At 60.5% G+C, this 16732-nt stretch carries 11 protein-coding genes and 1 riboswitch; of the genes, 3 read left to right on the forward strand and 8 right to left on the reverse strand.

Translation table 11 applies throughout. From position 1 onward, the window contains the following. Window positions 1–34: 34 nt before the first annotated feature. Both QQJ86_RS01835 and QQJ86_RS01840 read left to right on the forward strand, forming a co-directional pair. Window positions 35–1711, forward strand: coding sequence for a ShlB/FhaC/HecB family hemolysin secretion/activation protein (locus QQJ86_RS01835; RefSeq protein WP_284319189.1), 1677 nt, complete (start codon window positions 35–37; stop codon window positions 1709–1711). Between the two features lies 1 nt (window position 1712). After that, the gene (locus tag QQJ86_RS01840; protein ID WP_284319190.1) at window positions 1713–2543 is read left to right on the forward strand and encodes a sulfotransferase family protein; all 831 of its coding nucleotides are present in this window, start codon (window positions 1713–1715) and stop codon (window positions 2541–2543) included. Between the two features lie 69 nt (window positions 2544–2612). Here the strand turns inward: QQJ86_RS01840 and QQJ86_RS01845 are convergent, their stop codons facing one another. Then, entirely contained in the window at window positions 2613–3602 is a 990-nt protein-coding gene (locus tag QQJ86_RS01845; protein ID WP_284319191.1) for a LysR substrate-binding domain-containing protein, read from the reverse strand. A 57-nt stretch (window positions 3603–3659) separates the two neighbouring features. On the opposite strand from QQJ86_RS01845, the gene QQJ86_RS01850 reads away from it, so the two are divergent. After that, on the forward strand, window positions 3660–4301 hold the full coding sequence (locus QQJ86_RS01850; protein WP_284319192.1) for a hypothetical protein: 642 nt from the start codon (window positions 3660–3662) through the stop codon (window positions 4299–4301). A gap of 127 nt (window positions 4302–4428) precedes the next feature. Here QQJ86_RS01850 and QQJ86_RS01855 read toward each other — a convergent pair whose 3' ends face one another. From QQJ86_RS01855 to QQJ86_RS01885, 7 genes are all read right to left on the reverse strand, one after another. Beyond that, on the reverse strand, window positions 4429–5406 hold the full coding sequence (locus QQJ86_RS01855) for a glycoside hydrolase family 26 protein (protein ID WP_284319193.1): 978 nt from the start codon (window positions 5404–5406) through the stop codon (window positions 4429–4431). 198 nt (window positions 5407–5604) lie between these two features. Further along, window positions 5605–8793 (reverse strand): efflux RND transporter permease subunit, encoded by a 3189-nt coding sequence (locus tag QQJ86_RS01860; RefSeq protein ID WP_284319194.1) that lies wholly within the window; start codon window positions 8791–8793, stop codon window positions 5605–5607. 267 nt (window positions 8794–9060) lie between these two features. Next, on the reverse strand, window positions 9061–12258 hold the full coding sequence (locus QQJ86_RS01865; protein WP_284319195.1) for an efflux RND transporter permease subunit: 3198 nt from the start codon (window positions 12256–12258) through the stop codon (window positions 9061–9063). Window positions 12259–12515: 257 nt separating this feature from the next. After that, on the reverse strand, window positions 12516–14417 hold the full coding sequence (locus QQJ86_RS01870) for a TonB-dependent receptor domain-containing protein (protein WP_284319196.1): 1902 nt from the start codon (window positions 14415–14417) through the stop codon (window positions 12516–12518). A 134-nt stretch (window positions 14418–14551) separates the two neighbouring features. Beyond that, window positions 14552–14778, reverse strand: a riboswitch (cobalamin riboswitch). Window positions 14779–14927: 149 nt separating this feature from the next. Further along, a complete protein-coding gene (locus QQJ86_RS01875; protein ID WP_284319197.1) occupies window positions 14928–15245 on the reverse strand; it encodes a type II toxin-antitoxin system RelE/ParE family toxin in 318 nt (105 codons plus the stop codon). Further along, the gene (locus QQJ86_RS01880; protein ID WP_284319198.1) at window positions 15242–15526 is read right to left on the reverse strand and encodes a type II toxin-antitoxin system ParD family antitoxin; all 285 of its coding nucleotides are present in this window, start codon (window positions 15524–15526) and stop codon (window positions 15242–15244) included. The genes QQJ86_RS01875 and QQJ86_RS01880 overlap by 4 nt, the downstream gene beginning before the upstream one ends. A 449-nt stretch (window positions 15527–15975) precedes the next feature. After that, window positions 15976–16728: a GntR family transcriptional regulator gene (locus QQJ86_RS01885; protein WP_284319199.1), complete on the reverse strand. Its 753-nt coding sequence runs from the start codon at window positions 16726–16728 to the stop codon at window positions 15976–15978. Window positions 16729–16732: the final 4 nt, after the last annotated feature.

Consider the following 16732-nt stretch of genomic DNA (forward strand, 5'->3'; position numbering starts at 1 on the left):
CCATCTTCCTTCCTCGTCTTTCGGATGCTTGCCTGTGACCCGATCAACCGCGTTGCGTTTGTCGCCCCTCGCCATCGTCCTGTTGGCTGCTCCCGCGTTTGCGCAGCAGACGCCGCCCACCAGCGGTCAGCTACTGCAGCAGGCGCAGCCTCCGCAGCAACCGTTGCCCAAACGTGAGCCGGGGATACAGATTCAGACGCCCGTGACCGCTCACGTCACCGACAACACCCCTTTCGAGGTGAAGCAGATCGTCGTCAGCGGCAACACGACTTTCGATACCAATACGCTGCACGCATTGATCGCCGATGGCGAAGGCCACACGCAGACGCTCGCCACGCTCAACGTCCTCGCGCAGCGCATCACGGACTACTATCGCGCCCACGGTTATCCGTTGTCCCGCGCTGTTGTGCCGGCACAGGCGTTGAGTGATGGCGTGGTGCAGTTCAAAGTCATCGAGGCGCGCTATGACCAGGTTCAGTTGATCAACCACAGTCGTGTTCAGACGAGCCTGCTCAAAGCGACCCTCAGCCCGCTGCAAAGCGGTCAACTGGTCACGCAGGATGGACTGGATCGCCAGTTGTTGTTGATGAACGATCTGCCGGGAGTGCAAGGGCACGCAGTGCTGGGCCCTGGCAGTGCGCCCGGCACCAGCGATCTAAGTGTCGATGCTCAAGCGCTGCCGCCCGTGACTGGCAACCTTACGCTGGATGATGGGGGAGATCGCTACACCGGTCGCATCCGTTTGGGCGGCAACGTGACCGTGAACAATCTGACATGTCTCGGCGATCAGCTCAGCGTGGGGCTTTTGGCTTCCGACGAGCACATGCACTATGGCCACGCGGCTTATGACTTTGCGCTCAATGGTGCGGGTACCCGGTTCGGACTTGCGTACTCTGCGCTGTCCTACCAATTGGGCGATGGCTTGAAGGACTTGCATGCACGAGGGCATGCCACCGAAGCCAGTGCATGGTTGTCGCAATCCATCGTGCGCAGTCCCAATACGAACGTCAGTGCCCGGCTTGAAGTGGACAATCACCATTTGGCGGACGACACCGGCAGCACCGGTGTGCACGATGACCGCCACTCGTGGGACTGGACGGCCAGCGGCACATTCGATCACCGCGATAGCTGGGGCGGTGGTGGTGTGACGCAAGCGCAACTGTCGCTGACGCGCGGACAGCTGGGCTTTGATAACGCTGCAGCGAAAGCCAGCGATGCGGTGACAGCTCACACGCAGGGGCACGAGCTGCATTGGAATGGCAATGTAAGTCGTCTGCAGACGATCACTGCCACGACGCGCTTGTACGTCGCGCTCAGCGGCCAATACAGCCACCACAACCTGGACTCTTCCGAACAGTTCCTGCTGGGTGGCATGCAAAGCGTACGCGGCTATGAAGTGAGTACGCTGGCCGGTGCTTCGGGCTATCTGGCCACGGTGGAACTGCGCCATGACTTGCACCTGCCCGGCGGAGCTTGGCAAGGCAGCGTGTTTGCCGACAACGGTGGACTATGGATCAACCCGCATCAGTGGGCTGGTAGCACTGGCAGCAATCACGCCACGCTGAGCAGTGTGGGCGCTGGGCTGGCTTGGGCCGGTCCCGATCAATGGATAGCGCAAGTGCAAGTAGGCCAGCCAGTGGGCAGCACGCCGGAGCTTGCAGGTAAGCGCCCGTCCACGCGAGCATGGGTGCAGCTCAGCAAGGGATTCTGACGTGGCAACACCCACTTTCGTTGGTGTCACCGGCCTGCCGCGCGCAGGTTCCACACTGCTGTGCCAGCTACTCGCGCAGCATCCTGAAATTCAGTGCGAAGGACACAGCTCGCCGTTGTGCAACACGTTGCTCGGCATCCGGCGAATGATCAGTGACGATCAGTTTTTCCTGTCGCAGCTGGATGCATCGTTCGAGACAAGCTATGCGCATCTGGCCTCGGCCATGCGCGGATTCCTGCACGGCTGGTATCACGACAGTGGTGAGCACCGAGTAGTGATCGACAAGAACCGCGCCTGGTTGCATGCGGTCGAATTGCTGCTGCACATCGAGCCGGAAGCCAAATTGATCGTCTGCCTGCGGGAACTGGGGCAGATCTACGGATCGATTGAAGCGCAGCACCAGCGCACGATACTCGTGGACTTTATCGATCATCTGGCGGACTACGACCGCTTCGGCCGCGCGGATGCGCTGTTCGCGAAAGATCGGGTGATCGGCGCGCCGCTTATCGCGCTGCAGGCAGTGCTGGATTTGCCTGATACCGTGAAGCAACGTTTGTACTTCGTGCGTTTCGAAGACCTGATCGCACAGCCGGTGAAATGCATGTCACATCTGTACGCATGGTTGGGGCTGTCGCCATTCGAGATTGATCCGGATCGACTCACGGCGAGAAAACAGGAAAGCGACAGCCACTATCGGATGAAATACCCGCACCGGCAGTCCACTCGCATCGTGACACCCGCGCCGCATGCTGTGCCGGCACGAATACAGAAACAGATAGAGACGGTATGGGCGTGGTTCTATCGGCTTTACTATGGCGAGAGGATGTCCTGAGGAACGCGTCTCTTTTGGTAGCCAACGCCATGCGTGCTACTGCGCACCGAACAACGCCGCCGTTGAGCGTCAAACACTAGCCAAGCCCGACACCCTGCGAAGGTAATCGCGTGCAGCATGCATATCTTCATCGACTTCTTCGCATAACCATTCGCGAAAGCGGGCGATCTTCGGGCGACGTTCCTTCGCACTGGGAAAGACCATCCAGAACGCCCGTCCATCGGTGGCGACGAAATCGTGTGCTGGCACGAGTCTTCCTGCATTGATTTCAGCGCGGAACAGGATGGGTGATCCGATCGCGATACCCTGGCCTGCAACCGCTGCGGCAATATCGAGATATTCGGTGGGCAGGCTGGTGCCGAATTCGCCGGGGAGGGTGTCATCGTGGCAGCCTTGCGCGCGGTACCATGTCGCCCACCAATCTGGACGGCCAAGTAGTGGAACGTCTAGCCGCGCGCGCGGATTGGCGATGTTCTGCGCTGCATCTTTCAACGCAGGCGCGCAAAGCGGCATGAAGATGCTCGGAAAGAGTTTTATCGCGCGCAGTCCCGGCCAACGGCCGTGACCATTGCGAATGGCGGCATCGAAACGGCCTTCGGTCAGGTCCTGCGCAGGTACCGAGAGATCGAGCTCGAAGGTGATCTCTGGATGCCGAGCGCGAAATTTCCCCAGCCTTGGCGTAAGCCACGTCGTGCCGAATGTCGGTAGTGTGGTCAAGGTCAGGTGCGATTCGTCGGTGTCGACGGCCTTGATGAAGCTGGCGCGCAATGCGGCGAATGCCTGGGTGGCTTCGGTGGCTACCAACTGGCCCGGCACCGTCAGTTCAACCTTCTGTGCATGGCGCAAGAACAACTGCACGCCGATCTGCTGTTCGAGACGGCGCACGTGATAACTGACCGATGCAGACGTGGTGTCCAGTTCGCTTGCCGCTTTGGCAAAGCTGCCCAGCCGTGCGGCGGCCTCGAACGCGCGGATCGCCGTGAGCGAAGGCAGTCGGCAATCCTCGACCCCAAGTCGTGCTTGCCCTGCACGCCGATTCTTGAGTGGTGGACGGCTCATGGGGATGGCCAGAATGGTCTGGCCGCATCCTCTCATTGCCGACACTGGAGGTCCAGAATGACGCTGTCTACTTGCAAGCCGTACACCTACCTGCTGGTCATGTCGTTCGTTGTTGCAGCAACGGCGGCCGCATCTACGGACGATCCGCCTCAGGCCGATTCCGGAGCGATCCCCCCGGGTTACTCGACCACGGTCACCGGAACCACGCACGATTTCGATTACTTCATGGGCAGTGGCTGGCTCACCACGCAGCATCGCCTCAAGGAAACCGGTGTCGGCAGTAAAGAGTGGTACACCTATCCCGCCACGCTGTGCGCAACGCACTATCTCGGCGGCATGGCGACTGTGGATGAGATGTACGCCCCCACCAAAGGTACTTCAGGCTTGACCCTGCGGGCATTCGATCCGGCCAAGCGCCAGTGGTCGATCTACTGGGTGAGCAGCCGGGATGGATTGCTGGAAATGCCGCCAGTGGTCGGTGGTTTTCATGGTAACCAGGGCGAGTTCTATTCCGAGGATCACGACGCGCATGACCGGCCGGTCAAGGTGCGATACCTCTGGACGATACGCGATCAAGATCACGCGCGGTGGGAACAGGCGTTCTCTTACGACAACCGTACGTGGGAAACGAATTGGATAGGTGACTTCGTACGCGGCGATCGCGCCAAGTTGTGCGATGACGGACGTCCCAGGCGATAGCGCATAGAAAAAGGCACCAGGTCGACTTACGTGAACCTGGTGCCTTTTTCATGAGCGTGATCATGGCGGTGCCAACGTTGGCGATCTTATCTGCTGAGAAAAACGTGGCGCCGCCAAAGAGGGATGTTCAATGCGCCGGTGGGAACGCGTTGAAATAGCTGTCGGCACCCATCGCGCCGAAAGCGTCCACGCCGCCGCCAGTGCCCGTGCCTAGGATCCATTGGCAGGTTGTGTAGTTGCCTGCCGCATCGAAATACATGAAACCTTTCACCAGTGGGAAGTGGTAACCGTTAGGGTTCGGCTTGCCCTCGATCTCAGCCTGTGCCAGACCAAGATAAGTTGTTTGCTCGGCAGGACACTCGCCCGTTTCTCCTATCAGGATAGGTTTGCCCTTGCTCGCGAACTCGCTGTAGAACGGACTAAAGATCGGCCCGAAATCGTTGGTGTTCTGTTTGTCGTAGCCGTCGACACCGATCCAGTCGACCACATCGTCGCCGGGGTAATAAGGCATCGGATCTTCTGAAGTATTGTCCCCGCGGTTCGGATTCCATAGCCACGTCACATTGGTCACCTGCTCGTCCACGAAGATCTCGTGGATATGCCGCCATGCGTTGATATAACCCGCAGCGCCACTGGTGCCCAGGCAATTCTGATGGTTGGCTTGTGGCAGATTCATTTCCCAATACCAGCGAATAAAAACAGGATGCCCGAATGCCTTGATGGCATCAGCGGTGTTCTTGATCAAGGTATCGTCGAGCCCTGCCGTGACATTGTCGTCGGTATTGCCGCAGTGCCAAGTGATCACAGGCGTGCGGCCGTTCGCGACGTCGTCCTGCATCGCTGCGTCGGGAAAGCTGGGGGTAGTGGCGCTAGTGCTGGATCTCCACGGGTAGTAGTGCATGTGAAGCGCCAACGTGCGGCCGATGGCAACTTCCAGAGCCTTTGTAGCTTGGGGAACCTGGCTTACGTCACCGTTTGGATTGACCCAGGCACCAAAGTACGCGCCGTTGGCGGGTGGTGGGATGGCTTGAGCCATGGCATGGTTGGCAAACAAGGTGAGACACAGCGAACTGGCAGCAGCTAACACAGCGATACGGCTCGGCATGATCGAATCTCCAATCAGGGGGATGGATGCACACAGTTACGGCCGATATCAACGAAATGGCGTGCTTCTGCGTTGACTAGGGAAATCCCTAGTTCATGGACACCTAAACAAAAACAGTACGTAGGCTGGGATGAAATCCCAGCATCACGAAGCTGCAAAGAAAGCTGGGATTGTCATCCCAGCCAACGTCGCTTCATGTCACCCGGTCCTGCTTACTTCAGGCACGGCAATCGGCTTGCCCAATTGCCGCGAGCGTCGCTTCTCTTCTTTCCGCGCCTTGCGTACCGCTTTGCGCACACGCCGATCGTGTTGCCACAAATAAATCGCCGGTGTGCTGAGCAAGGTCAGCAACTGCGATACGAACAATCCACCAAGTATGGCGATACCCAGTGGCTGACGCATTTCCGAGCCGATGCCGAAGCCGACTGCCAGCGGCAGCGCTGCGCCCATTGCGACTAGTGTGGTCATGGTGATCGGGCGGAAACGCACGAGAGCTGCTTCGCGGATCGCTTCCGGTGGCGTCAGTCCGCCTTCGCGTTCGGCGACCAGTGCGAAATCCACCATCAGGATCGCGTTCTTCTTAACGATGCCGATCAGCATCAGCACCGCGATCACCGACATGGTGCTCAGCTGCGTATGCGTGACCAGCATGGCGAGGAACGCGCCCATGCCGGCGGCGGGCAGGGTCGAGAGAATGGTCAGCGGATGGATGAAGCTCTCGTAAAGAATGCCCAGCACGATATACATCGCGAGAATGACCGCGAGGAACATGACCGCCGCGTTGCCGGCCGCTTCCATCAGCTGCTGATTGTCGCCGGTGTATTTCCGCATCACGCCCGGAGGAAGTTGCGCGGCGAACATGGCTTGGTCGACGTATTTGAGGCCGTCGGTCTGGCTTAGGCCTTCCTGAAGGTTGTAATTGATCGTCGCCGATTCGAGCTGGTTGTAATGTTGGATATCGATCGGTTCGATGCGTGGGCGGATATGCGCTAGCGCGGACAGCGGCACCATTTTGTTGAGGTTGTTGCGCACGTAGATGTTCAGCAGCGTGGCGGGACTCAGCGAATAGGCATTGTCGGCAATCAACACCACCTGGTACTGGTCGATGTCGGAATAGATCACCGACGCCGGCGTCTGCCCGAAGGCATCGGCCAGGGCCTGATCGACCTGTCCCACGTTAACCTGCATCCGGGCTGCCGCGTTGCGGTCGATCTCCAGCAATTGCTGTTTGCCGATGCTGTCGAAGGTCGTGCTCACATCCTTGAACTGTTTCATTTTGCGCATCGTCTGCGCCAGTTGCAGCGTAGGCTTTTGCAGAGCCTGGCTGGTGGTGCTGGTGAGTTCGAAGGCGTACTGACCCTTCGCCTTGGTTTCATTGCCGCTGCTGAAAAAACCAAGGCTGGTCACGGCGACGTTTACGTCGGTCAGCTTCTTGTAGTGTTCGTTGAGCCGCTTGATCACTTTGTCTGCGGGATCGCGTCGCTGGCCAGGCCCATCACCACGCGGTTTGAGGTCGATGAAAAATGTCGCTTCGTTGCCGACCGCGCCGTTGGTGTTGTTACCGCCGAGGAACGACGCTACGTCGAGCACGGCGGGATCGGCCAGCATGACGGCTTCCACATCCTGGGTGCGTTTGCCGAGCAAGTCCGGCGAGATGTTCGCATCGGCGACCAGATCCGCCTCCAACATGCCAGTGTCGCCTTCTGGCATCAGCGTACCGCCGGCCGTTTTTGCCACCGCCATGCCCAAGCCGATGGTCAGCACAAGCAGAATCAGAGGCTGCCAACGCATGATGCGTCGATGGCGCATGGCCCAGTCCAGGCCGCGCTCGTAAATGTGCAGCAGCCAGCGGTCCAGGCGTTGCACAGCTACTTCGAGCTTGCCTGGTGCGGGCCGTTCGCGCGTTTCTTCGGTAAGAAAGCGGCCACACAACGCGGGCGTCAACGTCAGCGACACCACGGCGGAGATCACGACGGTGGCCATCAGCGTGACCGAGAATTCGCGCATCAACATCACCATGGCGTTGTTGCCGAACACCATTGGCGCGAATACGGCGACCAGCGATAGTGTGATCGAGATGACGGTAAAGCCGATCTCACGCACGCCGATGAGCGCGGCATCCAGCGGTTTCGCGCCCTTCTCCATATGGCGGAAGATGTTCTCGATCACCACGATCGCATCGTCCACCACGAAGCCGATGCACAGCACCAGCGCGATCAGTGACAGCATGTTGAGCGTGAAGCCGAGCGACCACATCAGCACAAACGCACCGGCCAGCGACAGCGGCACGCTGAACATGGCGATGATGGTCGGGCGCATGCGCCGCAGGAATAGCAGCATCACCAGTGCCACCATCACGATGCTTAGCAGCAAGGCCACTTCGACCTCATGCAAGGCGGACTTGGTGGATTGCGTCAGATCGAAAATCGGCGTGATCTGCACGTCGGCCGGCACCAGCTTCTGCAGCTTGGGCAGCGTGGCGCGGATATCCTCCACCACCTGCACCGAGTTGGCCTCGGAACGCTTCATCACCTGCATGATCGCGGCATGCTGATTGTTGAACCAGGCCGCCTGGGTCGAATCCGCTTGCCCGTTGCTAACGATGGCGACGTCGGAAAGGTGGATGGGAACGCCTTTTCTATTTGCGATGACCAACGCCCCGAAATCCGCCGGCGTGTGCAGCCCGTCGTTGGCCGTCACCGTCATCTGGGTCATGCCATCGCTGATGATGCCTTGCGGCGAGGCGACGTTGGCAGCGCGCAACGCATTCGCTACATCGTTGGAGGTCAGCCCTTTGGCGGTCAATGCGGCGCCGTTCAGCGACACACGCACGGCGTGCGGCGAACCGCCAATCAATTGTGCCTGCGCCACGCCGGTAATCTGCGACACGGCCGGTCGCATCAGGGTGTCGGCCAGATCGTAAAGCTTGTCCGGCGGCATGCTGGTCGACGTCATCGCAATCAGCAACACCGGAATCGTGGAGGTGTCAGCCTTGAAGTATTGCGGCGGGAACAGCGCCATTTCCGCCGGCAGATCCGGCGCGGCGGCGTTGATGGCCGCCTGCACGTCGCGCGCAGCCTGATCCGCATTGCGGGACATCTCGAACCGGATCTGGATCAGCGAGCCGCCGCCGGTCGAATCGGATTGCATCTGCTGGATGCCGGGAATGCGCGCAAGCTGCCGTTCCAGCGGAGCGGTGACCGTCGATGCGACCGTTTGCGCGCTGGCACCAGGTAACAAGGCAGTCACTGCCACGGCAGGAAACTGCACCGAAGGAAACGCAGCGATGCCCAGCACGAGATAGGCACAAAAGCCCGCCAGTACAAGGCCGATCGCTAGCAGCGAAGTGCCCGTAGGCCGGCGGATGATGGGCTCGAAGAGATTCATGCCGGCATCCGTACGGCCGCAATATGCGAGCCGCGTGATTGGCCCAAATGCGCGCAGAAGATTTTCATGCGTACTTCATACGCCGATATTTATGCGTGCAAATGTGCTTGAAGTCGGGCCGTGCCGGAAGGCATGGGATCGCCGTCATGACGTGGAGCCACGCGATCCCTCATGGTCGTCATTCCCGCGCAAGCGGGAATCCACTTTCGCCTTTTTGCATCAGAGCAAAATGGATTCCCGCTTGCGCGGGAATGACGACCATATGGATTACGTTGCCTCGTCGGCTACGGCTTTAATGGCTGGTGTTTGCTGCCCAAAGTGCCGCAAGCGCCGCTTCTCCTCACGCCGCGCCTTGCGCGCCGCTTTACGCACACCGCGGTCGTACGACCACAGATAGATCGCTGGCGTACTCAGCAGCGTGAGCAACTGCGACACCAGCAAGCCGCCCACGATCGCGATACCCAGCGGCTGGCGCATCTCCGAGCCGATGCCAAAGCCGATCGCCAGCGGCAGCGCCGCACCCATCGCCACCAGCGTGGTCATGGTGATGGGACGGAAGCGCACGAGCGCCGCTTCGCGAATCGCATCAGGCGGTGACATGCCGTGCTCGCGCTGTGCGACCAACGCGAAGTCGACCATCAGGATCGCGTTCTTCTTCACGATGCCGATCAGCATCAGGATCGCGATGATCACCATCAGCGACAGCGGCGTGTGCGTGACCAGCATGGCCAGGAACGCGCCCATGCCGGCAGCGGGCAAGGTGGAGAGAATGGTCAGTGGATGGCCGAGGCTTTCATAGAGAATGCCCAGCACGATGTACATGGCGACGATGGATGCGATCAGCAGAATCGTGCCGTTGGATTGCGCCTGCTGGAATTGCTGGTTGGTGCCGGTGAAATCCAGTTTGACGCCGGATGGAAGATGTTCTGTCAACGCGGCCTGTTCGATCAGCGCAATGCCCTCGCTTTGCTGCACTTCTTTGGCCAAGTTGTAGTTGATGGTGGCGACTTGCTGCTGATTGTGATGGCGGATGCCCATCGGGGCGATGTCCGGTGCCACTGAAGCGAGCGCGGACAGCGGAACCATCTCGCCTGTGCTGCTGCGCACGTAGAGATTGAGCAGCGCCTGAGCGCTCATCGATTCGGCACTGGATGAGGTAAGCACCACACGATATTGATTGATGTCCGAGTAAATCACGGACACCTGGTTTTGCCCGAACGAGTTGAGCAATACCGCGTCGATGTCACCGACGCTGACGTGCAGACGGCCGGCGGCCTGGCGGTTTATCTGGATCTGCTGTTGCTTGCCGACCTGATCGAAATTGCTGCTGATGTCGCTCAACTTCGAAATGGTGCGTAGCTTGCGCACCATGTTCAACGTGATCGGCTGCAGCTCCTGGCGGCCGGTGGTGTCGACGATCTGGAATTCGTACTGGCCGGCATTGTCGCCCGCACCGCCACCGCTAAAGAACTGGATCGGGTTGAAGTAAGCCTTCATACCCGGGATCGGATCGAATTTCTTCTGCAGTCGCTTGATCACCTCTTTGATGTCGTCGCGACGCTCGCCAGGACCATTACCGCGTGGCTTGAGGTCCGCATACATGCTGGCCGTGTTACCCACCGCGGCACCGCTGCCCTGATTCTCGCCACCTAGAATGGTGAGTACATCCAGCGTGGCTGGATCGTCCTTCAATAGCTTGTTGGCTTGCTCGACACGCTTGGTGAGTGCGACGGGCGAGATGTTGGCATCCGAGCGAAGCATCACGGCAAGCTGTCCGGTGTCCTGGTCCGGCATGAAAGTGCCGCCCGCGGTTTTCACCACGGCAATGGCCAGCCCGACGGTAAGGAGCAGCAGAATCAGTGGTTGCCAACGCATCACACGGCGGTGATGCATGGCCCAGTCCAGCGCGCGCTCGTAGTGGCTGTGCAGCCAGCGATCGAAACGCACCAGCGCTTGTTCGATACGTGAAGGTGGCTTGGCGGAAGCCTTCTCCAGTTTCAGGAAGCGGCCACACAGCGCCGGGGTAAGCGTCAGCGAAACGATCGCCGAGATCACCACGGCCGCCGTCAACGTGACCGAAAATTCACGCAGCAGGATGATCAGCATGTTGTTGCCGAATATCAACGGCGCAAATACGGCAATCAGCGACAGCGTGATGGAAATGACCGTGAAACCGATCTCGCCCACCCCGCGCAGCGACGCATTCAACGCCGTCTCGCCCTGCTCCATGTGGCGCACGATGTTTTCGATCACCACGATCGCATCGTCCACCACGAAACCGATGCACAGCACCAGCGCCACCAGCGACAGCGTGTTGAGCGTATAGCCGAGGGACCACATCACCACGAATGCGCCTGCCAGAGAAAGCGGCACGCTCAGTGCGGCGATCAGCGTGGGTCCCAGTTTGCGCAGAAACACCAGCATCACCAGCGCCACCAGGACCATGCTGATCAGCAATGCCACTTCCACCTCGTGCAAGGCGGATTTGGTGCCTTCCGTGAAGTCGAAGATCGGTGTCATCTGCACGTCGGCGGGCAGATAGTGCCGCAGCATCGGCAACTTGGCGCGAACGGCCTCGGCGGTTGCCACGGCATTGGCGTCCGGTCGCTTGTTGATCTGGACGCCGACCGTGCGTTCGCCGTTGAACCAGGCTGCCTGATATTTGTCCTGCTCACCGCCGGTGACCTTGGCGACGTCGGACAAATGCACAGGCACGCCCTTGCGTGTGGCGATGACCAGATTGGCGAAGTCTTGCGGGGTATGCAGTGCGTCGTTGGCAGTGACCGTCATCTGCGTTCGACCGTCGCTCAGCGTGCCTTGTGGCGAGGTCACGTTGGCGGCGATCAAAGCATTGCGAACGTCGTTGGCCGTCACGCCCATGGCCGAGAGCGCGGATGTATTCATATCCACGCGCACTGCATGCGGGGTGCCACCGAATACCTGCACCTGCGACACGCCCGTGATCTGTGCAAACACGGGGCTAAGCAAGGTATCGGTGAGGTCGTAGAGCTTGTCAGGCGGCAGGCTGCTGGAAGTCAGCGCCAGATGCAGGATGGGAATCTGCGAGGTATCGCGCTTGAAATACACCGGTGGGCTCGGCAACGCAGGCAGATCAGGCTGCGCGGCATTGAGTGCCGTCTGCACGTCGGTCGCAGCTTTGTCCACATTGACGCCGAAATCGAAGCGCACAACGATCGTAGCGCTGCCCTGGGTCGCGTTGCCGTACAGCTCCTGCACGCCGGGAATGCGACCCAGATGCCGCTCCAGCGGCGCCAGCACCGTGTTGGCCATGGTTTCCGGGCTGGCGCCTGGTTGGGCGGCAACAACGAACACACCGGGAAAATCGAACGTAGGCAGCGCCGCCACGCCCAGCATCAGATAGGCGCAGAAGCCGGCGATGGTCAGCCCGATCGCCAGCAGGGATGTGCCGATGGGGCGGCGGATGATGGGCGCGAAGATATTCATCGTCTCACCCCCGCAGACGCGTCAGGGAAACGCAAGCTACGGACGCGCAAATCCCGCGCGGACCGTGGCGCAAGCAAAAAGAAGGGCACATTCATGGGCACCTTTATGCCGTGGGGGGCCAGCCCCGCAAATGTGCCTGAAGTCGGGCCGTGCCGGAAGGCATGGCATTCAGCTATCGCGCGTTCGTGGGCGTCTCACCCTTGCCGGAAACGTTCCCTCCCCTACGTGTAGTAGGGGAGGGAGCTAGAGCTGCATGCCTACAGCCCGTACCGCACCGTCAAATACCAGGTACGACCCAGCTGGTTGTAGTAGTACGCCGTCTCATAGTTGTGATCGAACACATTCGCCAGCTTGGCCTCCACCTGCCAGCCGGGCGCGAAGGCGTAGCTGGCACGCAGATCGGTGGTGGCGTAGCCGCCCATGCGGCGGGTGTTGGCGGTGTCATCGTAACGCTGGCTGGCTGCGAAGAAGGTGGCGCCGACGTTGAATACACCCAGCTTGCGATCGATATCCACGCGTCCCGTGCGCTGCGCGCGACGCGGCAGCAGTTTGCCGTTGTTTGCGCCGCCGTCGTCGTTCTTCGGCTGCATCAGCGTGAGATAGCTCTGCACGCGCCAGTCGTCGAGGTTGAAGCCGAATTGGCCTTCCAGGCCACGGATGCGCGCGCGGCTCAGGTTTTGCGGAACGAAATTGCTATCGAAGACGATCAGGTTATTGATGTTCGTCTGGTACGCATTTACGCCCCAGTTCCAGTGATCGAGCTGTTGCGTAAGCCCGATTTCGGCACTGCGCGAGGTTTCCGGCCGCAGATTGGGATTGGCAGTAGGCACGCCACCGAATGCCGGGAAATACAGGTCATCGAACGTCGGCGCATGGAACGCCGTGCCGTAGCTCACCGACAGCACCGGGCCGTTCTGGAAGTGATAACCCCACGCGGCCGAACCGGTGTTGTGATTGCCGAACTGATCGTTGTGATCGTGACGCGCCGAAAGTTGCACCTCGTTCTGGCCGAAAGTGCCCTGGTATTGCGCAAAGGTGCCGGTATCGCCGCGCGTGGTCTGCTGGAAGGCGGTATCGCTGGCGATGTGTTCCTGCTGGTAATCCACACCGACGGTGAGCAATTGATTCGCCGCCAGCGTGATGTCGTTCTGCCACGACGCCTGGTTGCGGCGCGAATTGAAATAACCCGTCGCCATGCGTGGGTAATACTGGCCGTAATAGCTGCCCTGGTAGAAGGTCGCGTTGTCGTCGCGGCTCCGGCCCGCGTTGAGCGTGACTTTCCAGATCGACAGCGGCGAGAAGCTCAAGCGCGCGCCGGCCACGTACTGTTCTTCGATGCCGTCGTTGCCGCTGTAAGGGCTGCCGGCATATTCCGCGTTGCTCTTGCTGCGCAGCCAGTCGAAAGCGAGTTCGGTGCCGTTGTCCCAGCGATAGCCGAAATTGGCGAAGCCATTCCAGTTGCGATAGGCGTCATTGCGCGGATCATCGACGAAACACGCCACGCCCAGCTCCGCCGCGCCCATGCGGCAAGCCGGAGTGCCGCCAGTGTATTCGCCGCCGAGGCTGGCGTTGTACCAAAGATGCGCATCGCCGCCGGAAATGCCGGCTTGCCCGTTGACGAAACCATGGCTGCCGCCGGTCACGCTCACCGAAGGTGCAATGCCGCCGTTCGGCTGCCCGTGCTTGGTGAAAATCTGGATCACGCCGCCGAGCGCGTCAGAACCGTAAAGACTGGCGCGCGGACCGCGCACGATCTCGATGCGATCGATCGCCTGCACCGGAATTTGCTCCAGCGCCGGCAAGCCGATGCTGACCGAGCCGATGCGCACGCCATCAATCAGCACCAGCACGTGCGTGGCATTGGTGCCCCGCAGATACAGTGACGTTTGCTGCCCGATGCCGCCAGTCTGACCGATCGACACGCCGGGCAGGCCGGTGAGCAGGTCGGCGATGGACACCGGCTGCAGCCGGTCGATGTCCTCGCGCGTGATCACGGTTACCGACGAAAGCGCCTCATTGGCGGTGATGGCGGTGCGCGTGGCGGTGACGATCACCGTTTCCAGCGTACCGTTCTGATCGGGCGTGGATTCGGCGTAAGTCGCCTGTGCAGCCAGCGAAAGCAGCAAAGCGGCTGCAAGAGAGTGCTTCTTCAACAACATGGATGTTCCCCTGCCGCACGTCCCCGTGCGGCTCAAGCATTGAGCGAGCAGGCACCTGGAACGGAAGATGGGAACGGAAGGGCGACAGACGCTGGACGCGCCGACGCTTTTATCCGTGCCCCGCCCGCCGCGAGTGCCAGAACCTGTTCCGGGCCGGTCTCCGGACTTACGAGTGGCGCGCGTCAGTGCATGCCTTCGAACGATGCCTTCCCATGCAAAGCACAGTGGCGTGTGATCGTTCGAAACGTTCTCGCTTACCGTTGCGGGGGCAGTGCCGGTCTTGCTGTGCGAACAGCGCACCGGCTTCCCGTTTCATCCCCTTGGAACTGGCCGTGGGGACACCTGGAACGGGCGGAACTTTAGCGGGTGGGGGCGGTGAGGGCAATTTGGGGGAATCTGCGCGACTCGCAGCAGCGTCTGTCCATCCTTCCGGCGAAGGCCGGAATTCAGTCTAGGGGCACAATAAAGCCCTGTGGCGGCAGAGCTGGGGATGACGTTCGGTTGGGCGGATCAGTCTTTCGCCCGCAGATCGCTCTCATAGTCTTGGCCACCGTGATAGACGCCCAAGATCTCGACGCGACGTGCCGCGGGGTCGATCGTGAAGGCTACGATGGTCTTACTTTGGTGGTTGGTGATGCGTAGCTCGGGTCGGATATCGTCGCGACGCACACCGCGTTCGGGATACAAGTCCAGGCTGTCGCAATAGCGTTTTACGCCGGCAATGAAAGATTCCGCGACTGCCACGCCGGCATTCGTAGCCACGTACCACAGCAAGGCTTCGAGCTGGGCGCTGGCTTCGGGCGCGTAGCCCACGGCGTAGCGGATCACGCTGCGTTTGCGTTGGTGCGCAAGCGTTGCAGTTGCTTCACCAGGCGTGCCTGGACTTCGTCGGGACTCAACAGGCGCGAAGGATCGGCTTTGGTTGCGTCGTACGCCGCAGCCACCTCCGAACGCAGCCACGCTTCCACGGCTTGGTCACGGGCCTGCAAGGCACGCAACCCGTCGCGCACCACTTCACTTTCGGAGCCGTATTCACCGGAGGCCACCTTGCGTTCGACGTAGTCGGCCATTTCAGCCGGGAGCGTGATGCTCCGTTTCTTGGCAGTCATAGGGCGCCTCCTTCAGAGGGGTTTGGTAGGATTTTATCCTACCATGAGGCCATGACCCAACAATGGCCGCACGTACATGCCGGTCATCTTGGCTAAAACCACCCCACGCCCAGCCACTAGGGACAATGGCAGGGTCCCTCAAGGTACGCACGAACGAATGATGCTGTGGGCTCCTGCCTGCGAAGCTCGCTGCCCTCCGTGCTGACGGTTCGTCGGCTTTCCCTAACCTAACCTTCCACGTGAATGGCTTTCGCTTGTCGGTCCCAGCCCGAACCCGTCTATGTACTAACGATCTCGAACGACCCCACATGGCCTTCTATCACGGCTGGCTCAATGGCTCAAAACAAGTCGTGCACAGCACACAACTTAAAAACGTTCGGTGTGCTTCGCATGGCGTACCAAACTGGATTCTGATCTTCGCCGGAAAGATCGCAAGGTAACCGGGACAATTAGTCGGTCTGCAGCTCAGCTACGAAATCGTAGATATCCCCGCGGTACCACGACGTGGTGAACTCCACCACGCGTCCATCGTCGAGAAACCCACGTCGCTCGATGTGCAAACCCGCACTGCCGGCGCTCACGTGCAACAGCCGCGCTTGCCGCGCACCAAGCAACACCGCGCGCAAACGCTGCAATGCGCGCACGGGGCGGCAGTTGTATTTCTCCAGCGCTTCGTACAGCGAATCGTGCACTTCATGCGGATCCGGCAGCACGCTGGCCGGCACCACGCTGCGCTCGATCGCCAGCGGCTCGTCCTCGGCATAACGCACGCGGTGAAGGCGCGCCACCAGCACGCCAGGCGAGAGATTGAGCGCCATCGATTCCTCCGGCGTCACCTCGCCCACACTGCGCTCGAAGAATTCGGAGCGCGGATGCAGGCCGCGTGCGCGCAGGTCTTCGGTGAAGCTGGTCAGGCGCGACATCGGCTTGATGATGCGCTCGGCCACGAAGGTGCCGGCGCCGTGCCGCTGCGTGAGCAGGCCTTCCTCAACCAGTCCTGAAATCGCCTTGCGCACGGTCACGCGGGACAGACCCAGGGCCTGCGATAAATCGCGTTCGCTCGGCAGGGTTTGGCCTGGCTCGATGTCGCGATGCTGGATGACGTTGCGAATAGCCCGCCGTAGCCGCAGGTAAGCCAGCGGCTGGTGGGTGGTGGTATCGCGGCTTAACCGCCGGTATTCCTCGGCCAGGGCATTCTGCATAGTT

The organism is Dyella acidisoli (assembly GCF_030160295.1).
GTDB lineage: Bacteria > Pseudomonadota > Gammaproteobacteria > Xanthomonadales > Rhodanobacteraceae > Dyella_B > Dyella_B acidisoli.